We start from the raw sequence: 23,701 nt of genomic DNA, 5'->3' as shown, positions 1-23,701 counted from the left end.
GTCGAGTGCTATGCCCTTTGATTGCCCAAGACAGGACACGAGACACGCAAGAGCGAATCGAGGACATCATCCATGCCCTCGAAATTGCCGACGAACTGATCAACCGATGCATCACTCCAAAACCCCCGGCTGACGACCACACTCTGAAACCTGCAGTGAGAGTCAGGGAGAGCCTAGTAGAGCGCGATCAGGTGCAGCTCAGCGACATGATTTCAGAGCGCCGAGGCGCAGTGTCCAAGACCACTCGCGGACCTACCTACCACTGAGTCTTCGAAATGAGGTTGGCTAAAGCCCCGGCGAGCCGGGGCCTTCGCTTGTCTATCAGTGAAACCGCACTCCTGGTTCCTTGCTCTGCTTCATTACCGGTAAGACATCAGCCGGAATGGGGGCCGCAGGAGGGTCAATGAGCGCATCCTCCACCGGATATCTCCGCAGCAACACTTCGCTCCAATTCTCCAGCTGCGAGAGGGACTCATCTGTCTGACGGCTGTAGTCCTTCTGAGCGGCGGGGCCAGTGGCCTCGTGAGCGCGTTGATACTCCTCGCGCCCCAGCTCAACAGCCCTGACCCGGCGCGCCCGACGCCGCGACCAGTCTGAGCGACTCAAGAGGCCCGGCTTTGGGTTCTGGCTTTCGAAGCTCTCCAGAGCAAATTCCGCCTGTGCTAGCCCATGCTGAGCACGGTCTTCAGCTTTCAGCCTACGCTTGAAACGCAGCGCATCCCGCTTCAACTTCTTCAGTCGCGCGAGCAGTTCTTCCAAGTCGCCACGGAGCCTGGGCGTTGCGACATGAGTGGATATCAGAGCAGCACTGATGCGGAGCAGCCTGCGCGTAAATCTAAGCCGATCTCGAAGCGCCTCAATCCACGCCTCGGCCCAAATTTCTAGCACAGCTTTCAACGCCTGCTTGGATGCAGTGGCCTGCGGCTGCCGCGCCCCGTCGTCGGCAATCGCTTCAACTGGCAGGCTTCCCTCCACTGCTTCAACCACAGGGCTCACCAGGTCGGAAGACAGCATTGGTCCCATGGCGGGGCCTAGGGCAACCTGGCGCGAGCCAACCGGAACGGCCTGATCGGATACGGGGTCCATCAACCTGCCCTCTCCTGCCATCTGGGCCATGGCGCGATCCCAAGCAGCGCTGTTGGCCAGATGGATCCCGTCATTGCCCTGCTTAAGATCGGTATCCATACCTCGGCGATGCAAGGCAGTGGCGTCTTTGCCCATGTGAAGTCCTGGAGCACGGGAAAGCTCCGCTGCCGTAAGCTCATCCCCTTGCTCTGCAGCCTCAGCGGCCTGCTCTTTCAGGCTTCGGTGATCGACACGGGCCGAGACACCGGCTGCGGCCAGGTGAGCATTGATGGCTTCACCCACCATCGCGCGGATCCATTCGACTTCTCCTCGACCCGAAGGGCCGCCGTCTAATTCTCTGGTCTTGTCCTTCAGCCCCTCTGCGTCCACCCGCCTAGTCGTAGCCAAGATGTGGACGTGATAGTTAAGGCCATCTGCCGTTTGCGGCTCATGGATGCTGGATTGGACAGCGAACCTGTAACGCTGGACCAGACAGCGCGATATTTCAGCTGCCAGGTCTGAACGCTGCTCATTGCTCAGTTCGTGTGGCAGCGCCACTTCGAACTCCCTAGCGACCGTGGCGTCTTTTCGGCGCTCTGAAGCCTCTGCTGCTGGCCAGAGCTGCCGAGGATCGAAAGCCCAGTCAGGCGCTTCATCCGGCGCCAGACACCGGGTTTCGACAACGCCTCCTCGCCTTCGGTAATCGTGCCGGAGTCCGGTGCGTTCATCGATGATGAGCAGGCCTGCGCGGTAGGCTGCTGCAGCGGTGGATGCGTGCCCCTGGGCACGGCTGAAGGTCTTTACTCTGGTGTGATAAATGGCCATTGATGCTCCTTGTTCTGGCCCCCGCACTTGCCTTTATGCCTACGATTTAGGCTTTGGCAAGCGCTTTATTAGGGGGTCAAGGGGCACAGCCTCTTGCGCACGCATTGCCCGCAGGGCAATGCCTAAGTGCGCTCTTGCTTGTGACTCTCGCGCTTAGTTTTAGCCCTGGGAGGCCCTATGCCCACCCGATATCAGCGAGCAACTGCGTAAGCCACAGCGGGGGAAACTTCCAAATCACCACAGCCACGCCCAGCAGCGGGGGCACCCAAGCCAGCGTATTGAACGTCCCGATCACTCTGCTCGCGAACGTGCGTCGTTGGCGGAAGGTACCTTCCAGATCATCAAGGCTTTCCGAGACACCACCGCCAGCCGAAGCGCGCGCACGCATACCAGCGAGCGCAGCCTCAAATGCCGTTGTCGTTGTTGCCATCTGCAAACGCACAGCTCTAGCTACACCGCTTACAACGAGAGCAACGATCACAGCACCCGCACAGACAAGCAGGTCATTGCCGATAGAGCTCCCCCCAACCACCGCAGCGACGGCAACAAGGGATATAGGGATGCCCAAGAACTTCGTGGCATTATCCACCACCGCAGTATTCATCCGTCCAACGAAGTTTAACTCGGCCTCGACTATCTCGCGGCGAAGCCCTTCAAACGAAATTCGATCCACCAGGCATTCAACGTCATACCGGAATCGACGTAGAACGCCTCCCCAGTGATCCAACAAAACTCCAAATCTAGCCTCTGCGGTAGGCTCATCTGCACACGCACCGGCAACCGCGAGCCGGAAAATGGCTTTGTACTCCTCCGTTCGAACCTTCCCCTTCCCACTCTCTGTTAAGAGATCGCTCAAGACACCCAGATCAGGGCAATCTCCTTCGAGCATCTTCGCTTGGATGCGCGTAGTGATCTCAACCGTGACCGGAGGGGAACCGGAGGAGGCTGGCTTCACGAACACTAGGTGTGATGGTCGCCCGGCCTCGGCGGCAAGATCTCCACTCACACTTAACTCGCTCAGCAGGCGGATGAGCTCACAAAGTTTCTTCAAAACGAGCAGCTCGCGGACTTCTTCCCTTAGCTCTTCGCCGGAAAAGAAATCAAGCGCGGCAATGTAGAAATTCTCAGGAAACTGGCCGCGATGTATTGATTCGCACCTAACTACAAGATCATCCACTGAACCATAGAAGCGACCTGACTCGTTTACGGCGAGAGCCCACGTGAACTCAAGCTCATCGCCGTCATAGTCAGGGCCGTCCGCAAAGTGACCAAAGCCTGCACCTAGTTCCTGACACCGCTGAACCGCGCTCTTTAATAGCTCATCTGCCGGACCCTCGAAGGAAAACCGCCCCTCTGAGATCAAGGGCATGCCTGCCGCTCGATAGAGTTTGACAACATCGGAAAACATGGTTACAGCTGCCCACGAGCGCGAAGCGCCGCTTCGATGCTCTCAACGGTCTCCGGCGGCAGGTCGGTCAGCATAAGGCTCTTTCGCGCAGCGTCGTAGAGAAGTTCTGAATTGCTGGTGCCGACTATACCCGTCTCAAACCACAGCCCCCAGTTCGCCTTCTTAGCGTTGATCCGGATATGCGGCCGGAGCGCCTGGCGGCTAAGGGAGAACTCTTCAGGAATCTGGCATTCGTCCGAATTAAGAAACACTTTCAGAGGATCGAGATGCTGGGCAAATGTGGGATGAACCTTCGCCTTCGCAGCATGAACAACTTCGTCGAGCTTAACGACTTGGCTGCTATCGAGCGACTGCATGTAATCAACCACCCCTTGCTTGATCTCAGCATGAGAGTCAGCGATCTCCGGCACATTCCGTACGAACTGCTTGACGAACCTCAGCAATTTAGTGGTCAGCTGGGAAGAAGACGTTCCTTTTACGCAACCCAGCGCGTCCACGAAATAGTCCGCGACATCCTCTCTGCCCTTTCGATTCACAAAGCAGAGATAAGTCTTCTCCTCAGTCTCTGTAGCATTCGTGCTTTCCGCATCGTCGTTTCCACTGGGGGCGCTAAGGTGAACTTGGTAGCGCGCCAAGTTGATGCGAGCAGCTTGATGAAGCTTAGACATGTCGATCTCTTTGATCTCCGTAGGTCGAAGATCCTCAGATAAGGTGATCGCGCCTTTCTGCTTGATCATTGCCACCAAGAGGAAATCTGAACCCTTGCTTTGGTATTGACCAAAGAAGATATGACCTCCCGTTGCCCCAGTCTTTTTCTCAGCCTGCTCGCGCAGTTCCTTCATAGCGACTAGCGAAAGATCCATCAGCAGCGTTGGACAGAACTCTGCCGCAAGCAGCGTTCGAACCGAACCTGGAAAGTCACCCTCCCGATTGGCTGGGGCAAATTGCCCCCATAGCACTGCGCTGCCTTCCTTGCCAACGAGATCTGCCAATTGTTGGGCCAAGCGATTCACCATCTTGTCCGACACGTCTAGCGGATCATTGGCTTTCCGCACCGTCGTCATCGAGTCGTGCGCTTCCTTCTCCAGACTGTGAATTACAGCCCCCTTCAAAACATCCATTTCGCCCCCTGCTCCTCCGGCAAACCGCCGACCGGCCAATAGTACGGCAAGCGCAGCAGTTGAAAAACTATACCTACGGTCAATCTCATAGAGTGAGAGCCTCCCCGGTCCCTTGCCAGACCGGCAAAGTTCCGGGGTCCGCCCTCCCCTTAGGTGTTGGCGACGGGGGAGTCAATCACGCCTACGAGCAAAGGGCATGGATCCCGTATGGGAGCACTGCGACAGTATCGCTAACGGAAAAGATAGTGGTTACCTCAGACCCTGCCAACGCGCCCATTACAAGGTCTGAGAGATCCATGCCTTCATCCTAGCGAACCACTCGTCCCGCTCAGATTCATTGACTGCAGTGCTTTTGAGCCAACGATCAGAATGGCGCACGAAAGGAACCAGCCAGAGTGGGTGAACAACGTCCCGGACTTGGACTTCCAGGCGATGGGTGATCACTCCCTTGTAGTTGTATTCCCCAGTGCGGATTGCGAGCACTTCAGCCCGCCGCAGATAGCGCTCGCCCTTCCCAGGGTCCCGAACCCAGATGGTATCCCTGCCCAGGTCCAAGGCAATGTGATCATGAGATACCGTGGGTTCGAACTCTTCAGGCCTATGCTTTTTCAGCTTGGCCGTTCGGCGACGGAACAGCCACGGCAAACCCCACAACAGCGCAAGGGGCCAGAAGACCAGTTGCCCGAACAGCATCAGCCCGAAGACTGCCCCGTCAGCCGTCGTGCCCTCCTCAAACACCACGCTGCAAAGCCACCACAGGGCCGCGCCCGTGATGAGCCAACGGACTACCTTGAACAAGGTCCACATACGAGCTTCCTAGCTTTAGTTGGCGAGGCTTGGGTCAGCGACGGTCTACAACAGTCCAGTTGCCGCCAACTTTGTCGATAACGAACGTGCCAACGAGCTGCTGCTGCTCAATGCGAGTGCCAAGCTGATACCGCGCGGTTCCAGTGACACTGCACGCATAGCCCGGACTGTCCCCACGCACGCACTCGCCCACCTTGAGACTTTCAAAGGTCATCGTCGTGCCTGTTGCTTCTTTGAAATACGCCGTCAGCGCATTCTCAACATCGCCACTACCAGGGCCACCCGAGCAGGCGGCCAGCAGCACTGCGGCGGAAAGCGTCCAAAGCTTCTTCATGTCAGCTCCTTGATCAGTCAATGAGTAGGCAGTGACTGCCCGGATTCGTTGCAGTGCCGGGCAGGACTTCGCTATCAATCACTGACCCGACTTTGTTGATGACGATGACGATCTGACTAGGCCGCGCAGAGGAGTCCTCCTCACGCTCGCCGAGGTAAGCCAGAGCGATGGCGTCCTTGAAGTCATAAACCTTGCCGAAGCCAATGACGCTATGCGCTTCGGGAGGCAGCAGAACCAGCTTTCCATCGAGCGTGATAGCGCGCTTGTAGCCCCGGCCTTCTACCGGGTCGATGCGGCCGATCCTGGTTCGGATGGGCCCAGTGGGCGTTGCGGAGCCATGACCAGAGGCCCAGATGAACTCCGAGATCTTCGGCTTCCCTCCCCCACCCGCCTTGAACTCACCGCTCTGCAACTGGCATGAGAGGCTGGGCATAGCCTCAGCAGAAGCAGCGAACGCCAGTAGACCCACCAATGCCCAGCACCTCATATCCATACGATTGCCTACCCCAACGAATATTTGCGTTGAATGCAAATGACCGGGTAAGCTTAGGCGGGCACACTTCGGGGAGTCAATGCCTTTCTTGCTGCCCCGAATGCCCGCGCCGCTACCAACAACCACTGCTCTTGGCCAACGCCTCCGCGCCGCTCGCGCAGCCAAGGGCTGGACTCAGGCCCAGCTAGGGGAACTATTGATGGGAGTGGATGATCCAAACACCACCGCGCCCCGCATCAGCAGGTATGAGAGAGGCCTACATAAGCCCGATTTGGAGACCATCGAGAAGCTCGCAGAGCTTCTAGACCTTCCTGCGGCCTACTTCCTGGCGGCATCGGATGTTGTGGCTGAGGCCATCCTGGTGCTTTCCCAGCTTGATGCCAAAAAGCAGAAGCAAGCACTTGGGCTGATCAAGAGCCTGATAGACGCCTCATAGCAGCCGCAACCATCGCCACGTATTCCTAAATGGCTTCAACGACTACTACGCTACAGATGCACCGTTAGACCTTCACCCGCATTTGGCATGAAACCCAAGGGGTGTAAGTACCTATTTATTTTCCTGTGACCCAGGAAAATTAAAATTATCTATTGACGCGCGATCAAATGACCTTACTTTCGATGCCGGTCAATATTAAATGGCGACAATAGAAATGAAGAGGAAAAGAAAAGCGCTGAGTCAGAAAGATTTTTGGTTTGAAGCTTACATTGCAGCACTTCATCGCCTGGACCATGAATTGGCTTTGGTCGAGGCAGATAGGGCGCTAGAGGCATGCAATAAAAGGTGGATGAGGCTATCGAAAAAAGTTCAGATCTGGACAAGCCTCAGTGACTGCCCCGTTGGAACGGGTGAGTGGCATCAGGAGTAAGTCGGCCCCGGGTATTCGGGTTCCGGCTTGCAAGACAAATCAATGTTGAGCAACGTCGCGAGCTCTCGCAGACTTGACACTGCTTGCAAAAACCCATCGCCAGTCATAACAAGGCAGTTGATAGGTTGATCAACTCCACCATCTTCGCTGCAACTCTCGCAGAGCCAATTTACATACTGCTGGAATTCTTCATATTCTGCACCATACGCAGTTTTAATCGAATGCAAAGATCCGTCGGATTGGATGTCAAACTGAATTCGCGTGGATGTGGATAGCATTTCCTTCGCGGGCAGACGCTGGGTGCCATGCGTTTCGCCCTCGAACTGATAGTAGAGATGCTTGAGGCTTGAGATGCATCGATCACTGGTTAGCTCATCTACACGGCGCATAGAGATGCAGGCGTTGATATAGGGCTCAACTTTAATCATTCCGTCTCGCAGCTTTCCTCGATCTTCTCCTTCCCAGTACGCGACTTGGTGAACTCTCAATGAGCGTTGCAACATCCCGGCCTTCTCCACGTCAGCAGGATTGGCTTCAAAGCCCTCAACTAAGCGTTTCAAGGTGCGGAAGGCTGCCTTCGAGTGAACACTAGCTCTGCTTTTGCGCTTTCGCCTCTTTTTCAGTTTCCACTCATCTCTTATTCCTTGCCTAGAAGGTTTAACCTCTACTAAAAAGCAAAATCCTTTCACCGAGCTAAGAGCTACGTCAGCAGTCGAGGACTCGGCGTTGCCGTCTAGTGTGACGAAACCCGGCGGAATAACACCGCGAAGCGCCACATCATCGATAACGCCGCCCTGATTGTGAAACCGAGCACGAATCGAGTTGAGTCGATCCTCTCGGGAGAGTATTTCATGAAGCTGCAAGCGCCACTGCATGTCGCGAAGTCCAATCACAACCGACTCTTCCCAAAGTCTAGCCTTCTTCTTGCCTACCATCCCACCTCTCCTGTTGGCGCGTTAGTGGTTAGTCTCGCCCGACGACGATTCGTAAAATAGCAATGCGGGCTCCTTTGGTGAAGAGATCCATGACCACCAGTCCGGCGTTTAAGATTCAAAGCTTACCGTCAGTACCTGGGTTCATCCCAGGCAGGCGTCAGGCGGACAAGCAGCTATCCTTGGATCTACGCTGACTGGTCTTCCAAAAACTTGGCCAGAATTGCAGCAGACGGGTAGCTGGACATCGAGGCAATACCATTTGCCAACTCCACGGGAAACAGTGCCCCTTCGAATTTATGGCTCACGATAGATGGCAAGGTGGCTAAAATCCGCTGTAGCCCGATCAAATCCTCTGCAAGCGGACGTTCGCCCGCATCCAGATAGCTGCCGGTTGGCACATTAAGAACCATAGACATACCTGGGTCGAGCTTCACAAAGAGCTTTTCTCCCCAGTTGGTCCGCTTGCCGTAGGGGTTGGACAAGTCCGGGGAGCGGTAGACCTCACGACGGACATAGTTGTGATCAAGTGCGGCATAGCTGCCAGGTTCTCCTCGCTCGTGCGGTGACGCAAACTGCACAATTGATTGCAGGTGATCTACGAAGGCGCCGCTCTTTTCTTGTCCGATGATGTGCACACCACGGCCCTGGCTCACAGCGAATGCCAAGAACTCACGAATGTTAGGGACGAGCTTTGAATACTGACTGCGAAGCGATAGGGGTCCGTCCTTGATGAAAAGGGTCTCCCCTACCAGGGACTTATCCGTATGACCCCACGCAACTCGAATGGCTGTAAAGAGCATGAGATGCTCCATAACCAACATGTAGGAGGACGCCACTGAATCTGGAGCGCTGTCCTCATCCATGTCCAAATGAAAGCCAATCAGGTCCGAGACAAAGACTGTCTGATTGCAATGAGCACACACCCCCTCGTCTGCGTCATGCGGCAGCCCCTCGATCATGGAGTGACAATGCGGGCACTCAAAGGCGGGCGACGACGATGTCCCATCGGTCCATTTTTTGTAGACGAGCCATTTTAGAGTGTCAAAGAAAGCCCCATCTTGGTCAATCTTAAAAGAGTCCCTAACGATGTGACGGACAGCGTCGTAGTTGTTGCCTAGCGGGGTTCGCACATTCTTCAACGGGAACACCGTGGAATGGAAAATCGCACTACCCCTGAGAACGTCCTGCAGCAAAAGGGGGTGCGGGTTCTCCTTATCAATAGCATCAAGTTTGGCGCGATCTACCAATAGTAGTGCCGTTTTCACGAACGCCACCTCTTTAGGCGGCTTGCCCTCTGAGCGAACGGCAACGAACGAACCATCGACCGCCCAAACACTTCGGAGTGGAAGCGCCCCCTTGGTATCGATGGAGTGCCACAAGGTTCCGGACGTATCGGACACCAGCGGCTTGGCGTGTTCGAAATCGCGAACCAACTCCTTGACCCAAGCGCTCTGAACAACTGACAAATGACCCAGCTTCGATGCGGATTCGAAGGGTAAGCGCGTTCCGGCACTGTAGGGCATGTCAAATGGCCTCGAACTTGTTTGCCTGCACTGGAATGACGAACCGATGCGACATGGTAAGCATGCGCATATAACCAGGTGTCTTAGCCCTGAGGATGTCCTGCTCGATACCCTCGAAGGCGACCTGAACTCGTCCCAACGCACGGGCCTCATCCTGGCTGGATAGATGGCCGACGAAGAAATTTTCTGTCTGAGCCAAAAGGTCCTTGTTGATCGTGGAGGGTGACTGGGTCGAATACACCATTCCGATGTGGAACTTCGCCCCCTCCTTGGCAAAGCGCGCATACACTCCGGTCAAATCACGCGCATCAGGAGGAAATAGGTTATGGGCCTCCTCGAAATACAGCTGAACGAAGCGACCTCCCAGAGCGTTGCTAACAAACTTAGTCTCTTGATGGGCGAACACCGCCTTCGACAACATGTCGGCAAAGTAGCGACGGATTTCATCCGTTGCGTTACCCAGATCCAGTATTACAGTCTTTCCGTCGTCCAGAAGTTTGAGGATTTCGGCATTGAAGTCTCCAGCATGGGGAGAGTGAAAGACTCTGTAAGGACGCAGCATAGCTGGACCTGTCCCCAAGGCTCCGGGACTGAAGAATTTTAGAAGCGCGAGATGATCCGCTTCGAACATGGGCTTCCCAGATGAAGAAGTAAGCTCTGGGTGGTTAGGATTCTCCCTAACGAACTGAGCCATAACTTCAAGCTCAGCCCTCAACCCATCAGGTGAATCGATAGCTGCCGGCGCATCCGTGTCGCGAACAGCCCGATACGCGGCATTGCGCAAATTTTTATTGAAATGCGGATTGAAATTCTTTGCATTCTTTGAAACAAGCCCCAAGGCCCTCAACCTGGCCTCATCCATTTCGAAGCCAGCCTTTAAGAGAATTGCCCAGAACATCTGAATCTTTCGAATTGGCCTGACCTTTTCGCGATCAGGAAGTGCTTTTATGCCTTCGATGGAGGGCAGCTCAACGCTACTGAAGCTTTTGACGTAATCTGCGCTCTTGTTTGCTTGCGCAAGCATGGAGCCAATGACCTGGATAGCTGAATCAGTCTGCTCGTAGAAATTCAGTCGCAAAGGCTTAGAGGGTGTTTCCGCTCGACTCGTCAATGCATAGACTTCGCAGCGCTCTGCATTGGCCGAGCGGATGGACTTGTTCCCATCTTGCGGATTGTCGTTGGCATACTCGCCATTCACATCAAAGATCAACTGGCCTACTGACTTGTCATCCGCTGTTGCATCAAGCATGCCCTTAGCAATGAGCTTGACTACGTTGGACTTGCCAAGCCGCGTCTTACCGAACATCGCAGTTCGGCAGCCTTTAAAATCTCGCATGGAGATTGAGACGCCGATTCTGCTTGTAGTTGCGCTGGACAGACCGCACTCCATCGTCCTCAACGCCCCGATTTCGATCTGGCTCTCCGGCTTGACCATGCCATTGACGATCACCTTCAACAGAGCGTCATCCGGGGCAAAAACTTTGTATCGATGTGCGCTCACCACATTGTTCACATCACCGGAGTAGGCCAGACGCTGCATAGCGGCAGGATCGGCGTAAAACATCCCCAGCACATCACAGTCCAGAGCCCCCCACTGCAACTCGCTCTGTGTCCAAACATCCAGTTCTGGCATGGACTTCTTGTGTAGCTCAAAATACGTCTGCTGAACTTGATTACTCAGTGGCGTGGGTGATACGCCAGTCACTCGAAGAAGGGTGAAGTGCGCTGGTGCCGTCGCCGTATTTACCGGCGTCATGATCAAGAATGAGCCGCGAGGGATTCCGCCCACGGCCAGCTTGTAGGGATCGCTCGTGATGATCTTCGCAGTGTCGAAACCTAGCTCTAGCACGTAGCCCACAAAGCGCATCTTGCTTGTCTGCTTTGCAGCCTCATTACGCGCCTCCGTCTCAAGGAAACTTCGCAGGGCATCAATCGGATTGCCTTGCGTGGCCGAGGTATGCATCAAGCTTCCAAGCGTGGACATAGCGACTCCTTTAAATATTGCAAGTAATGATGAGTTCTTCGAATTGCTTGCGACTCGCACCGTCAGCAGATATCTGAGAGAACCGGCTTGCTGAACGCGTCAGAAAATCCCAGCTCTCATACAGTGCGCGGACAGAATGATGATTGGCATTGGTTGCCACGACTTTGGCACCACGCGCGGCTGCACGCTTGAGTGCTCTTGCTAGTCGTTCCTGGTCAGCCCAAGAAAAGAGAACTTCGTTGTACTTGATGAAACCATTAAGGTTGTGCCGAACGGTATATGGCGGGTCGGCAAAGACCAGATCGCCTTCCATCGCTTCATCGATCACCCTTTCGAAGTCACCGACACGAAGATCGGCCGTGGCCAGTAAAGCGGCCATGGATTTGAAGTCGTCGGTCTCCATCAACACGCTATCTTTGCTACCGCGAGGCACATTGAACTCACCTTGGCGGTTCACACGATAGATACCGTTAAAGCAGGTCCTGTTGAGATAGATCATCCGCGAGGCCTTTTGGACCAACTTCGTGGGCGTTCGCGCACGGACGGTGTAATAGTAATTGCCGTCTGCGTCGTGAAGTCGTTGGTGGTAGGCCAAGCTTTTCTTGAGGCCAACCCAGTGATCCTTCATAGCCTGGTAGGCGGCTATAACTTCCGGGTTAACGTCGTTGAGCACGGCCTGTTGCGGCCGCAAATGAAAGTAGACTGCGCCGCCGCCAAGGAACGGCTCGAAATACCTGTTATAGGTGGTCGGGAAGAGACCCGCATGATGCCTGACAAACCAGCGCTTCCCCCCTGCCCATTTTAGGAACGGGCTAAGCGTAGATTGGGCGCTCCTATCGAGACCTCCTCCCACTTCGGTCTCATCAGTGTTACGCCAGAACGACTTAGACTTAGCCCGCAGATTCATAACACCCCTTTCCTCTCAATTAAAGCATTAGGAGGGGCAATGTCAAGCTCTGACACAGGCTCCTTGGCTTAAGCTCACTGATGGCCTTCTCCGTAAAAGCTTGTGCTGCTATGACCATTGAGGCCACTCCTCCGTAGCTAGATCTAGCTTGATCAGTCTTGATTCCAGCGTCGCCTCAGCAGGACGACAAAGTCCTCGATCACTCGACGCGCGTCCATCGACAGCACCTGCCTGACTTGATGCGCGGGAGCCAGGAATACAGGCTCCTCATGCTCACCCTGTCGCCATGGAAATTGGCCCGAATTGGGGCTCGCATCATGCTCCGCCCTGGTGCGCCACGCGCCGCCACCATCCCCACTGAGCCTAACGGCTGGCACGATGTGGGTGATTCTCTCAGTTGGATCGATCCGCGAAAGCAGCCATGCCGCATATCCAACGGCGCTGGCCAGTTTGCTAGCTACGTCTTCTTCCAAGACCACGGGCAGCCCCATCCCCCGCGCCGGAGGTGGCACGGGAAGACCGATCAACAGATCACCGTTTGGCCAAAGGCGCACCGATGCCCCAGACCTGTGGCCGTCACCCTGATCCACGACGAGCGCCTCGCCCTCCAAGCGAGATCGGCTACCGGCCGCCCTATCGAAGATTGGGTGACTGCCAAAGAGTGCGCTCTGCTGCATCTCCGCAATCAGGGACGGGGCCTCCATCTCTGCAGGTCGAAGGATGGCTGAGACGGGACCGCTGGCTATTGCCAGCTGAAGCGTGTTCGCCCCATATCCCCGCTCCAGCGCAGGGAGGAGCCTAATCGCCCTTGCCTTCAACTCTTCAGGATTCAGCGGCGCTACGGCATGAGCTAACTCGTGCCGATGAATGGCGCGAGTCACCTTGTCCTCCAAGTCCTCTGGGGACACAAATTCCTGTCGGAAGAGGCCTCCCTCCCAACCTCCGACTTCATTGATCAAAGCAACCTGGCTATCTTCCGGCTCCGCACCTGCCTGCAGGAAGACAAGGATCGGCTTCCGGTTTCGCGCTTCCAGAATCTCTTCGTGAGTAGCCGAGACCCCGCCCGCTTGGGGCACACCGTAGCGAGGCCCCAAGATCAGGATCACAAGATCGGACTCTCGCACTCCGCCAAGGCAAGCAACTTGCGGAGAGCTGGGCCTAGCGCCGAAGTCCTCCGCCATGATGGGAGCGTGCCCCAGCCTCTCGATGGCACGCTTCACTGCGGCTCGCTCGGCTTCCATCCCGGAAATCAACGAACTAATGAAAACCTTCATCCCGACACCCCAGATACGACGGTTGAGCGCCAGCGTTATGCCGGACCAAGAGCCAAGGCTCCATTAGACGATCAGGCGGTCTCCCAAGATGAGACAGCAGGGGCACTAAGCTGCCCCTGCTTGGATGAATTATCCAGGGAAAGCCGGGAACTTCTCGTTTGGATGGGAGGCCTTCCAAGTTGTGTAAGCGGAAGTCCCTTCCCAAGCGGCGAAAGCACGAGGAGTCCTGCCCCGACCGGTCCAAGTCTCGCCGGTGTGGGGAAGCCAATACTTGGGCGCAACTTCCTTCTTTGCCGCCGCCCTCCTCTTAGGCACATCAGCCGCCAGCATGCTGACGATCTCGGCGCGCTGCTTCGCAGAGAAGCTCTTACCGTATTGGGAAACGAGGTTCGCGACCTCGGCGAAGGCATCAGCGGCCTGCTCTTGGAGAAGCTGGACTTCCTGCTCTTCCAGCTTGCGCAGCTCTTCAGCAAGCTTGGCTTTAGCGGAGGCAATGGAATCGAGTGACGGCTTGGTCATTCTTAAAACCTGAAATTGGTAGCAAAAAGAGAGAAGGTAGCTAGGAAGCTCTGGACGATAAGCGCCACTGCCCCATCCACCGGGAACAAACTATACGGTCTTTTCCGCCTAGACAACCGGCCCGGACTTGGAAGGGATGGAGCTCCCTCCACTCAACCCAGCCGGGGTTGCCACTTGCCATAGAGCTTGGGTGAGGCGATCCAACAAAGAGAATGGAGGATGGTGATGCCCGTCGCAAATCCGAAAAGATCTTGTATGCCTATTCTGTAAGAAAGCACGCTTAGGCGTAAGCACACTCAAAATCGTACAGTACAAAAATGACTGCAAGATAGAAGCGGTCACCCAAGTCAAACCCTTGCGCCGCAGCGCCTCGCAACGCACACACCCCTAATTTACTTTAAAAGTTTTCGCGCTAATTTCTACGTTTCGGCGAATGCCTAAGCAACGCGTCAACACTCTAGATCTCGTTTGACGAATCAAAGCCGGGCCTTAGCACTGCTCCCATCATCTACGGAGACAGTGCAATGCCAAAAACAGTAAAGAGCTTCCTTCAAGACTTCCCTTTCAATCCCGACGCCGATGATGCGCTGCACCTTAAGGGCATCAGGATCGGGCGCTTCCGGATTGATGAGCTGGTCATCACCGGACGCGAAGCGGCCATCCATGCGCAAGAGATCCTCAACGCAGCTATGGAGCGCTCCCGGCGCTCTCGCATCAATGCCGCAGGCACGCGCTACCTTGAGCCACTCTCTGCAGGCCACCCTGCCCGCCTTCTGTCCGTAGAGATCAAGGACTACTTGGGGGACCGGGAACGCCGCTGCCTCGCCCCAGAGACCATCGACTCTACGGCCCGAACCCTTCGGCTTCTCCAGATGACCTGCGGCGACATCCCGGTCTCGCGCATTGACCACCCGCACATCTACCGGCTCTGGGACCTCATGCGCTGGTCGCCCCCAGGCCTCTTCTCTGACCCCGCCTATCAACGTATCAGCTATGACGAAGCCATTGCCTGCGGCAAGGAGCTAGATGTTCCTCAGCTTGCCCCTGCAACGCTTGAACGTCATCGACGCTTCCTGGTCTCCTTCTTCAATCAGCTGGTCAAGACCAAAGCTATTGATGCGTCCCCCATGGCTGCGTTCGCGGAGATCAAGAAAGACCTGGTCACCGACCCCAACAAGCCTGAGCGCCTCTTTGATGAGGAAGACCTAAGGCGCATCTTCGACCCAAAGACCTTCATTCCTTGGGCAAACAAGTATCCCCACCGATGGTGGCTTCCCATGATCGGTCTGTATACAGGTGCCCGCATCAACGAAGTCGCTCAGCTGAAGGTCGCCGACATCGTCCAGGAGAGCGAAGTCTGGTGCATCCGCATCCAGAAGACCGTGGATCCTGACTTGGCGCACCGGACCCGGCTCAGGAGTCGGCAAAGCCTAAAAGGCAAGGCATCTATCCGAACGATCCCCATCCCGAAGCCCCTGTTGGACGCAGGCTTCCTGGACTTCATGGATGACATCAGGGACTGTGGCCACCCTCGCCTGTTCCCGCACCTTTCTGCAGGCGTGAACCGTAAGACCGGTGAGACCAATGCTCGCTACAGCCTGGCAGCGCTTAGCCAGTTCAGCCGCTACATGAAGGACCTTGGCTTCCCTAGAGGTGTTGGGTTCCATGCCTTCCGCCACACCATCGCTACAGAGCTTCACCATCAGAACGTCCCTGACGAAGACATTGCTCTGATCACAGGCCACTCTGTAAGCAAGCGCGTGCCGGTGCTTCACGAGGCTTACTTCCACAAAAAGCCCATCGTAATGCGCAGGAAGCAGATAGAGACCTTGGAGAAGTACCGGCCTGCGGTAGTGCTTCCGGTCTATGCCAAGGGGCAGTTCAAGCGCTGCTTGAAGGACAAGAAGAGGTTCTATCCTTAAGCATCGAAGCAGCATCAGCCCAGCCGGGAGGTAGTCCAGCCTTAACGCTGACTAGCCTTGCTACATGGGATACATTCGAGGCCTATGGGCAAGGCTAGGACGCCGCCAAACCGTGCCGATGACATTTCTGGTCCCAGAAGGAGCTGGTAGCTAAATGGATTCAACTCGATTGCGGGCACCTGTTACCCATCGTTTCAAGCCAGTTGGTGCCTGCATCTATTGTGGTGCTACACAAGGGCGCTTGACCGAAGAGCACATCGTGCCGAAAGGCCTTGGTGGAACTCTCGTACTGCCAGATTCAAGCTGCGATCCGTGTGCAAAGCTTACGTCCCAGTTCGAAATGAAAGTGCTTCGCGGATTTTTGGATCGCGGCCGCCAATCTTTGGGAATAAAGGGTCGAAAATCTCATCGACGGCCCGCCACGGAACCGATCAAACAGACCTTCATACGCGCCGACAATTCCTTGGTTGAACACGATCTGCCTTGGGATCAAAGCGTCAAAGTCATGCACCTCCCCGTCCTCACTCTCCCAGGCTTCCTCAACCCTAAATTTCCGCCCGATCCTTCTGCAGAGGGAATAGAGATTTCCGCCATGGATACGCTGACCATGGGACTTGGCGAAGGAGAGATAGTTCGGGAGCACGCCTCTGTAGGCATGCAGTTTCAGGACAGGATGGACATCTGTTCGTTCGGATGCTGGCCAAGATTGCACACGGCTACCAGGTCGCGGTGCACGGCGCTTTTCCTATTGAGCAAAGCCCACTGGTGCCCATCATTCTTGGTAAGCGATGGGATGCGCGAAATTGGATTGGTTGCACAGAGCAGGATCCGCTTCCATCTGATCGTCAGTGCTTGCACCTTCTCCAAGACGTTCCATTGACGGGCGGTGATGGCTCCAGCGCTTCGATGATCCGCATCAAGCTGTTCGCCGACTATCCGAGCCCGACCTACGCCTTAGCGGCCAGACTTCAAGCCTGACACGAGAACGTTGCCTTCCGACCAAGACGCGCTGCGCCTGGACTTCGAACTAGACCAGCGTAAAGACATAGGACACCTTCATGGCTCAACCGCAGGAATCGACCGTCGCAGTAATGATTGACTGCGACAACGTTGCTCCCGAAATCGTGGATTTCGCGCTCCTCATGGCCGCACAGGTCGGACGCGTAACGCTTCGGCGCGGCTACGGCAATCGCACTACCTTGGGCAACTCTTGGCAAGAGGCCCTGGTTCGCCAGGCCTTCACTCCATGTCTTCAGTTCCAATATGCAGCGAAGAAGAACACCTCCGATATCGCCCTGGCCTTGGATGCACTGGAGGCGCTCTTCGATCAGCGCGCAGACATCTTCTGCTTGGTAACCAGCGACTCGGACTTTGCCTACCTCTGCAGGAAGCTCCGCGAGCGAGGGGCCACGGTTCTGATCGTCGGCGAAGCCAAGACTCCCGACGCTTTGCGCAATGCCTGCGATCAGTTCTTCGAGTGGTCCGCCCAAGAAGCCTCATCGCCAGAGCCGCCAGATCTTCAGGAGCCGCCGCACCCTGCTGACCACAGTAGCGAAGCCAAAGCCACCGGTAGCGCGCCGCTTCCGAAGCGCCGTCCTCGCTTCGTCATCGAGGCCGTTTCACTGCTTGCCGGTAGCACCCCAGAGGGCAAGGTAAGCCTCAACTCCTTAGGCTCATATCTGAAGCGAGCAGATTCCGGCTTCTCGCCTGGCATCTATGGGCATTCCGGTCTTCTCAACATGGTGAAGACCTACGATCTCCTGTCGCTCAAGCAGGAAGAGAATGGGCAGTGGTCGGTGAGCCTGACGCCTAAGCCAGAGACAGCCTGACGCGAGCCACCACTGCCGTTTGGCGAATTGCCCAAAAATGGCCCCGCATCTACGGGGCCCTAGACTTCAGTAGCCGTAACCAGATCGACGCTGTTGCGTCCTCGGCTGGTTGTATGGACTAACGTATGGATAGTCAATTAACACTAGCAAAGGAAGATCACAATGAAGAGCCCATAGCGTTCTATCGGGCATCCTAAGAGCAGCAGGACCTAGGCATCAAATGACTGGATCACGGATCGCAGGCCACTCATGTCGCCCGGAAACAAAGGGGGAAGTCCATCTGGCACTCTCCTCCAAGCCAAATCCACAAAATCTCTATCCTGCTCGAAAGTGTGCATGACCCTGAACTCTGTCACTCCAATGGCATGAGATCTTCTCATGTTGTGCAGACTCATTGCCCGGAACTGGATTGTCCGCATAAGTAGAGAGTAGAGGGACCGCCTCGCCTCAGAGTTGAGCTGAGACGCGATGGCCTGAAGCTGTGGCTGCTTCTCTATATTTGGAATCAGTTCCAGCATCCCAATCAGTTGGGCCTTGTTAGTCTTTGAGTTGAAACTCACTGAGCAGTACTTACATAGCAGCTTCAAGTCTGCAACTTTCATCCGCTGCAACAAAGAAGAAACGGATGATCGCTGTGACGGCGGAGGCTGAGGAAAGTTGAGCGGGAAGCGACCCAGTTCGGAGAAGATGGATAGCCACTCCTCATGTTCTAGCCATCGCCAAGAGCGACCTGCGAAGTACTTCTCCCATACGTGCGCGTAGTATCCGTGAGCATTCAAGAAGCCGCCTTCAACTGCCATGATGTAATCCTTGATGGCATCTACGTCTTCCGCAGGGATACCCGATACCTTCGCCATGGCTTGGTCGAACACGGCGTCGTAGCAGTCGAACACGTCATCGCTTAGCGTGATTTCGAGCGCCTTATAGGCGGCCTCTTGCGACACTTGGCCTTGAGGAGCAGCACGACCCCTTGCCCACACAAGCGACTTCAGAAAGCCAACGATCCCCATAGCTCCGCCCTAAACCTTCAGCCTGCCTGTACCGCTCTTCTTGCGTTCCTTCCAGGTCTCCACAACAAACAAACACAGCGAGTGCGCTGAGTGGACAACTAGTCGAGCATGGCGCGGAGCGACCTTATACGTGCGCTTGTGCTGCCCATGGGCGCTGCCAGCGTGAGTTCGGAAGGCGCCGACGCCATCAATGATCGAGCTAAGCCCTGCGAGAACTCGCTTGAGGTCATCATCTTCCAGCTGCTCAGGCGACAGCTTCAGATGCTTAGCAACCACTACCCAAAGTGGCTTAACGGTCTGGTTTGACGGCAGTTCCAAGCCCTCCGTAGCGATGTAGTGCTTGCACAGCGCCTCAACAATCGCACATGCCGCTGTCACAGCAGAAGCTGGATCGCTCTCCACAGAGCGAAGTGCCCTCTCAAATTCTTCTTCGACTTCAGCTACAGAGAATTCTTTTAGCGCATCGGCGAACGCTCGGCTGGGCGCGGTCACGCTGTGCGCACCCAAAATCCTTCCGCCAAACGCGTAGCTCAGTTGGTAGCGAGCGAGGGCCTCGTTGATGCGCTTGCGAGCCGTGAGCTCGCGGTCGGGGTCCCAACGCGACACCTCGCCGTCCATAAGTGTCTCGATGAATTTCCCAAGAATAGTGAGCGACTTGGCAGGGTCATCCTTTCCCTCTCTCACAAACCACTCTGTCACCTTTCGAACGCAGCTACCTTCCGGTGGATCGCCAGATGCACCGGCCTCATACATCATGTTTTCAAGTGTCTGGTGATGCTGAGTGTGGTTGCCCACCACATCACCGATGACGGACGCCAGCGGGCGAGGAAAATCTTTCAGCATTGCGAATCTCTGTCAGTGGACTGGCGGCAGGGCAAGCAACTTGGCTTGCCCGTAGAGCATGAAGGCACTGCCCAGCGCGTAAACAAGCCATCCATACGCAGGTCGAACAAATGCAGTTAGTATCAGTCCGAAGAGCATGGGAAGCGCCGTAATCCCCAGATAGTAGGCCCACGTAAAAGGCAATCGGTCCAGCGATGCCGGCAACTCTTGGAACCGCACCAGAAGTCCGAAAGCTAACCAAGAGGCCAGCGGTCCGACGAACAGAAGCGCCAGTCCGTTCAACAGTCGGCAGCGGCGCGACACCTTGCTATGCGGCATAGCCACCTCCATGGTTGATCAGAAGGACGGTGCTGCTTTCTGCTTGCGCTCGTACTCCTCTTCGACAAAGGCGGTGGCCTTCGGCGTAAACACCGAGATGTAGCCGAAATCAATCCTGGAAACTATGCCGGAGAACTTGACTTCAAGCGCCGGGGTCTTCCAGACCGCTTCATGAGATCGGAATGATGCACCCATGCGGTTTTCCATCGCCTCTTCTTTAAGAGACGTGGGCTTGCCGAACTTCGTTTGAAGCGCACGAAGAATGCTGTCCTGGTGCTCGTATCCGTTTGTGGTGGCCTGCACGCCCTCCACTACGCCGTCAATAACGATGAGCGTGGAGTCCGTGCCAACACCGAGAGGCGTCTTGCCATCGCTGGTCACGAAGTCGATTTTGAAGCTGCTGTCCTTGTCCAGCTTCTCGCCCGGCTTGCCTTTAAGGATGCTGCGTTTCCAGCAGGGCCGAACCGGCTGATCGAAGACGAAGGTGTAGCGCGCGAGATAGCCCTCCCCGGTGAACTGGCACTCAGGCATGTCGAACTTTGCCCCAAGCTCAATACCCATGAAATCTGTCGCATGCGCGAACGCAGGAGCCATCAGCGCTGCGAACACGCTTGCCATTACCTTCTTCTTCATTGTGAAATCCCCTGTTGAATTTTTCTGATACTTCTCTCGAACCAAGAGCCGATTGGCATCCGTGTCACATCGGGACTCCCATCTCGTTCCCCTTCTCGATGAACACCTCGCCCGCCGCTTCAATCAGCGTCATGTCCAGGTTGTTAAAGGGGTAGAAGCCCGCATTCGTGTGAGCCTCTGACAACGCGGTTCCAAGGCAGGCCAACAGCGCAAATCGATTTGGGTCTCCTTCACTGCTAAGGGAGAGCGCCCTAGAAAGCACGATAGCGGTTACCGAAATTTTGTGGGGTCTGTGACCGAACTTGCCGTTGAATACATGCGGTCGCTCATCCCACGCCGCTTGAACAATAGCGCTCGCATAGCTCGCCGGATTTCCGGTGAAGTAGCCGATTCTCTGTTGTTGGTCCAACAAATTCTGGACGCAAACGGCTGCTTCGCTCTTCTTGAAGTTGTCTTTGATGCCGCTGAACAATCCCATTTGTCGCCCTCAGGTTCCCGAGCCGCTTTCCGGCATTCCGTTGAAAACAGACCAATCGTCATTCGAGACCGCATTGATGATCTGGTGATACGTCAGCGGAGTGGCTGACGACAGGTTCCACGCCCAAGTCACCGCGTCCTGAATCTTTGCCGCCTTTGCCAACGAAATCTGTCCAGTGGTCGCCGCCAGAACGAAGCCCTGGCGCACCTCCTCGTCATCGATCAGGGCTTTGAGTTCGTCAAGGTAGAGATGAGCGAGCTCGAAATCGACCAAGCCGGGAGCTTTTTGCTTACCAAGCTGCTGGTTCACAGCGTAAATTTCAAGGACTAGAGGCTTCTCCAACTCGATACGTCGCAAATTCTGCTGGGCATTCGAATGACCCTGAGCCGCTGCCAGCTTGAACCAATTCTCAGCCTGTCCAATATCCCGTTTGCAACCCAGTCCTTGGTAGTGAAGAACGCCCAAGTTGAACTGCGCGTTGGCGAACGATTGCTCTGCGGACTTCCCATACCATTGGTGAGCTAGCTTGTAATTTTTCGCGACGTAGACACCCTTCCCATAACAGAAGCCAATTTCGTTCTGCGCCTCAGCCTCCCCGTCCTCAGCTCTGCCCAAGAGCATCTGGAAGGCTTCGTCAGTTCTTTGCCGAGCGAGCGTGCTGGTGCCCATCAAACGGATATCGGGAACTTGCTCGACGGACTTCCCCGCAGCAATAACGCTATCGACATCGTTCTGAATCCACTTCTCCACTGCTGCATGATCTTGAAGCGTAATCGTCGTGCCACCATCCCGCTCCCTCAGAAAGACGGCGTTCCATGCCTTCCCATCAATCATCACCCCAGCAGATGCCGCCTCGTGGTCGGAAACGGTGCAACCTTTGGAGATGGCGTATGACCTGGCAGCCTCATAGTAGAGTTCGGAGAACGTCGCCATGTCCTTCTTTGCAGCAATCATTGCCCGAATCCGGCCCTCCACAGCTCGCTCCTTCCGGGTGTGGCGCGAGGCGTAGATGTAAATGAGGTAGCCGATCAGAACCAGCCACAGAGGCGGGAAGAAGAAGCCAAGCACGAGCAGAGCCAGGATACCCAGAATCATGGGGCCAGCCCTTGCGCACCCGGGCCGGAGGCCGGAGACGCCTCTCCCCCTGGAAAGCTTGCCGGTGCTAGGCCGAGCCTCAGGCTCAGAAAAATGGTAGAGCGCACGAACTTCCCCTGTTCACTGATGACCGCTCCATTGTAAGCGGAGCGTGAAGCCAGTCACATGTCAGATTCAGGCATCCTCGCCCATTTCCGATGCCTCCTAGGAACGAATCTGGTCGAGGGGATTTACAACAAGATCAAGGTCATCAAGCGCGTCACCTACGGATACCGAGACGATGCCCATTTCCTCCTCAGAATCCGTGGAGCCTTGCCCAGTGTTGGGTGAAGAACTATAAAAAAGCCCCGCGTCAGCAGGGCCCTAGACTTCAGTAGCCGTAGCCAGATCGACGCTGCTGCGTCCTCGGCTGGTTGTAGGGGCTACCGTATGGATTGCTCTGCGTCGGCTTGTAAGGATCTACAGTCCCGGACTTCCCGTTGTAGGGGTTGTAATTTCCTTGGGTGCTGTAGTTGTCCAGCTTGGTAGAGTTCGCATTGCTACGGTGGTGAGGCTGGACGTAGGTACCGTCCGAGCGATAGTGCCCCTTCACCGAATGGCTCTGAGCCGAAACAGCAAAAGAGCCCGCCAGAGCGACACCAGCGGCCAGGGTGAGCAAAAGCTTCTTCATTTCCTTCTCCTTGGATGGGGCATTAGTCCCCACAGCCTCGTGCCCCCTGTATAGGCTGCAGTCCCCTGCCATCCCCCGCTCTCCGAAGAGGGCTAAATCGGGATAGCAAGAACATGTGACGATTGTCGCACTTTTATCAACAGAGTGGATTAAGCCCGCAAGTTCTCCCACGATGGGCCGCTTTGCACTGATCCTCACGCTCACCCTCGCCATCGTTGGTGAGAAACCATGAAAAATGTCGGAACAGCAACTGTTTTCTTCACAATCTCAAAGGACCGCAGCACCTAACTCGTCAGGCTTGGATGCCACAGAAATGTAAACATAGATGTTGACATAAGGCCGGAAATTGTGTATATCTATGTTCATGCCAAAAGCCACCCTCGCGCTCAGTCAACTTCCACCGGCCACGTCAGCTGCGCTCGATCAGCTTGGTGCTGATCTTGCTGTGGCGCGGCTGCGTCGTGGCGAATCACTCCGGAGCTGGGCGGGCCGATTGGGCGTGTCGGTGCCAACACTCCAACGCTTGGAGGCTGGGGATCCGGGCGTTGGCATCGGAATTGTCGCCACTGCCCTATGGCTCATTCAAAGAGATGGCGAATTGGCGAAGCTGGCTGCGCCGGAACATGATCAGGGCGCTCTTCAACGTGACGTAGGGTTGGCCAAGAAAGTGGCGCGTGATCGCGCCCAAGCTGCGGCTGAAGCTCGCCTTACCAAGCAACGCCGAGGAAAGTAGGTGATATTCGATGATCTCTACCTTTGGTATCTCGGCGATCCTGAGCATCCCCGCTACATAGGCCATCTTGCCCTGTCAGGTAAAGGGGTTTCTCTCCAATACGACGACA

General features: G+C 55.7%; 24 protein-coding genes and 1 pseudogene. 5 read left to right on the top strand and 20 right to left on the bottom strand.

The features are described 5' to 3' along the window. Nucleotides 1-321: 321 nt before the first annotated feature. The 6 genes from N7367_RS02860 to N7367_RS02835 form a co-directional block, all read right to left on the bottom strand. Nucleotides 322-1,890 carry a MobA/MobL family protein gene (locus N7367_RS02860; RefSeq protein ID WP_279941682.1) on the bottom strand — a complete coding sequence of 523 codons (1,569 nt, stop codon included), beginning with the start codon at nt 1,888-1,890 and terminating at the stop codon, nt 322-324. Nucleotides 1,891-2,065: 175 nt separating this feature from the next. Further along, complete coding sequence (locus N7367_RS02855; RefSeq protein WP_279941681.1) at nt 2,066-3,259, bottom strand: hypothetical protein; 1,194 nt, start codon at nt 3,257-3,259, stop codon at nt 2,066-2,068. A gap of 41 nt (nt 3,260-3,300) precedes the next feature. After that, entirely contained in the window at nt 3,301-4,419 is a 1,119-nt protein-coding gene (locus N7367_RS02850) for a nucleoid-associated protein (RefSeq protein WP_125429706.1), read from the bottom strand. Between the two features lie 276 nt (nt 4,420-4,695). After that, on the bottom strand, nt 4,696-5,226 hold the full coding sequence (locus N7367_RS02845) for a hypothetical protein (RefSeq protein WP_125429703.1): 531 nt from the start codon (nt 5,224-5,226) through the stop codon (nt 4,696-4,698). A gap of 34 nt (nt 5,227-5,260) precedes the next feature. Beyond that, on the bottom strand, nt 5,261-5,560 hold the full coding sequence (locus tag N7367_RS02840) for a hypothetical protein (protein WP_279941680.1): 300 nt from the start codon (nt 5,558-5,560) through the stop codon (nt 5,261-5,263). Between the two features lie 13 nt (nt 5,561-5,573). Next, entirely contained in the window at nt 5,574-6,029 is a 456-nt protein-coding gene (locus tag N7367_RS02835) for a hypothetical protein (RefSeq protein ID WP_279941708.1), read from the bottom strand. Nucleotides 6,030-6,132: 103 nt separating this feature from the next. Here N7367_RS02835 and N7367_RS02830 point away from each other — a divergent pair, with 103 nt between their 5' ends. After that, nucleotides 6,133-6,489, top strand: a complete 357-nt coding sequence (locus N7367_RS02830) for a helix-turn-helix transcriptional regulator (protein WP_312023527.1) — start codon at nt 6,133-6,135, stop codon at nt 6,487-6,489. Between the two features lie 420 nt (nt 6,490-6,909). Here the strand turns inward: N7367_RS02830 and N7367_RS02825 are convergent, their stop codons facing one another. From N7367_RS02825 to N7367_RS02800, 6 genes are all read right to left on the bottom strand, one after another. Then, complete coding sequence (locus N7367_RS02825; protein WP_279941679.1) at nt 6,910-7,854, bottom strand: hypothetical protein; 945 nt, start codon at nt 7,852-7,854, stop codon at nt 6,910-6,912. A 185-nt stretch (nt 7,855-8,039) separates the two neighbouring features. Next, nucleotides 8,040-9,377 carry a hypothetical protein gene (locus N7367_RS02820; RefSeq protein ID WP_125429691.1) on the bottom strand — a complete coding sequence of 446 codons (1,338 nt, stop codon included), beginning with the start codon at nt 9,375-9,377 and terminating at the stop codon, nt 8,040-8,042. 1 nt (nt 9,378) lies between these two features. Next, nucleotides 9,379-11,361 (bottom strand): DUF87 domain-containing protein, encoded by a 1,983-nt coding sequence (locus tag N7367_RS02815; RefSeq protein WP_279941678.1) that lies wholly within the window; start codon nt 11,359-11,361, stop codon nt 9,379-9,381. Nucleotides 11,362-11,371: 10 nt separating this feature from the next. Next, nucleotides 11,372-12,268 carry a Dam family site-specific DNA-(adenine-N6)-methyltransferase gene (locus tag N7367_RS02810; protein WP_125429685.1) on the bottom strand — a complete coding sequence of 299 codons (897 nt, stop codon included), beginning with the start codon at nt 12,266-12,268 and terminating at the stop codon, nt 11,372-11,374. Nucleotides 12,269-12,420: 152 nt separating this feature from the next. Next, a complete protein-coding gene (locus N7367_RS02805; protein ID WP_279941677.1) occupies nt 12,421-13,542 on the bottom strand; it encodes a DUF4062 domain-containing protein in 1,122 nt (373 codons plus the stop codon). Nucleotides 13,543-13,671: 129 nt separating this feature from the next. Further along, complete coding sequence (locus N7367_RS02800; RefSeq protein WP_279941676.1) at nt 13,672-14,061, bottom strand: H-NS family nucleoid-associated regulatory protein; 390 nt, start codon at nt 14,059-14,061, stop codon at nt 13,672-13,674. 524 nt (nt 14,062-14,585) lie between these two features. Between N7367_RS02800 and N7367_RS02795 the strand changes: the two genes are divergently transcribed. The 3 genes from N7367_RS02795 to N7367_RS02785 all read left to right on the top strand — a co-directional run bounded on the left by N7367_RS02795 (nt 14,586) and on the right by N7367_RS02785 (nt 17,812). Then, nucleotides 14,586-15,983 carry a site-specific integrase gene (locus tag N7367_RS02795; RefSeq protein ID WP_279941675.1) on the top strand — a complete coding sequence of 466 codons (1,398 nt, stop codon included), beginning with the start codon at nt 14,586-14,588 and terminating at the stop codon, nt 15,981-15,983. A gap of 693 nt (nt 15,984-16,676) precedes the next feature. Beyond that, complete coding sequence (locus N7367_RS02790) at nt 16,677-16,961, top strand: hypothetical protein (protein WP_279941674.1); 285 nt, start codon at nt 16,677-16,679, stop codon at nt 16,959-16,961. Nucleotides 16,962-17,041: 80 nt separating this feature from the next. Continuing rightward, the gene (locus tag N7367_RS02785; protein WP_279941673.1) at nt 17,042-17,812 is read left to right on the top strand and encodes an NYN domain-containing protein; all 771 of its coding nucleotides are present in this window, start codon (nt 17,042-17,044) and stop codon (nt 17,810-17,812) included. 209 nt (nt 17,813-18,021) lie between these two features. On the opposite strand, the gene N7367_RS02780 is transcribed toward N7367_RS02785, so the two are convergent. The 6 genes from N7367_RS02780 to N7367_RS02755 all read right to left on the bottom strand — a co-directional run bounded on the left by N7367_RS02780 (nt 18,022) and on the right by N7367_RS02755 (nt 22,189). Then, nucleotides 18,022-18,822, bottom strand: coding sequence for a hypothetical protein (locus N7367_RS02780; protein WP_279941671.1), 801 nt, complete (start codon nt 18,820-18,822; stop codon nt 18,022-18,024). Nucleotides 18,823-18,831: 9 nt separating this feature from the next. Beyond that, nucleotides 18,832-19,665 carry an abortive infection family protein gene (locus N7367_RS02775; RefSeq protein ID WP_279941670.1) on the bottom strand — a complete coding sequence of 278 codons (834 nt, stop codon included), beginning with the start codon at nt 19,663-19,665 and terminating at the stop codon, nt 18,832-18,834. Nucleotides 19,666-19,677: 12 nt separating this feature from the next. Continuing rightward, complete coding sequence (locus N7367_RS02770; RefSeq protein ID WP_279941669.1) at nt 19,678-19,983, bottom strand: hypothetical protein; 306 nt, start codon at nt 19,981-19,983, stop codon at nt 19,678-19,680. 18 nt (nt 19,984-20,001) lie between these two features. Continuing rightward, a complete protein-coding gene (locus N7367_RS02765; RefSeq protein WP_279941668.1) occupies nt 20,002-20,616 on the bottom strand; it encodes a hypothetical protein in 615 nt (204 codons plus the stop codon). A 64-nt stretch (nt 20,617-20,680) separates the two neighbouring features. Then, the gene (locus N7367_RS02760) at nt 20,681-21,094 is read right to left on the bottom strand and encodes a hypothetical protein (protein ID WP_279941666.1); all 414 of its coding nucleotides are present in this window, start codon (nt 21,092-21,094) and stop codon (nt 20,681-20,683) included. Nucleotides 21,095-21,103: 9 nt separating this feature from the next. After that, nucleotides 21,104-22,189: a tetratricopeptide repeat protein gene (locus N7367_RS02755; protein WP_279941665.1), complete on the bottom strand. Its 1,086-nt coding sequence runs from the start codon at nt 22,187-22,189 to the stop codon at nt 21,104-21,106. A 177-nt stretch (nt 22,190-22,366) separates the two neighbouring features. On the opposite strand from N7367_RS02755, the pseudogene N7367_RS02750 reads away from it, so the two are divergent. Beyond that, a pseudogene (locus N7367_RS02750) lies at nt 22,367-22,519 on the top strand (transposase); the annotation flags it as partial. Nucleotides 22,520-22,559: 40 nt separating this feature from the next. Here the strand turns inward: N7367_RS02750 and N7367_RS02745 are convergent. Continuing rightward, nucleotides 22,560-22,859 (bottom strand): hypothetical protein, encoded by a 300-nt coding sequence (locus tag N7367_RS02745; protein WP_185695358.1) that lies wholly within the window; start codon nt 22,857-22,859, stop codon nt 22,560-22,562. 571 nt (nt 22,860-23,430) lie between these two features. After that, nucleotides 23,431-23,658 (bottom strand): hypothetical protein, encoded by a 228-nt coding sequence (locus tag N7367_RS02740; RefSeq protein ID WP_241874594.1) that lies wholly within the window; start codon nt 23,656-23,658, stop codon nt 23,431-23,433. Nucleotides 23,659-23,701: the final 43 nt, after the last annotated feature.

Origin of the sequence: Stenotrophomonas sp. GD04145 (assembly GCF_029835135.1) — a bacterium.
In the GTDB taxonomy this organism is placed as follows: Bacteria; Pseudomonadota; Gammaproteobacteria; order Xanthomonadales; family Xanthomonadaceae; genus Stenotrophomonas; species Stenotrophomonas maltophilia_P.
The sequence above is the reverse complement of the archived record's forward strand: the minus strand, read 5'-3'. Positions and strand labels throughout refer to the sequence as shown.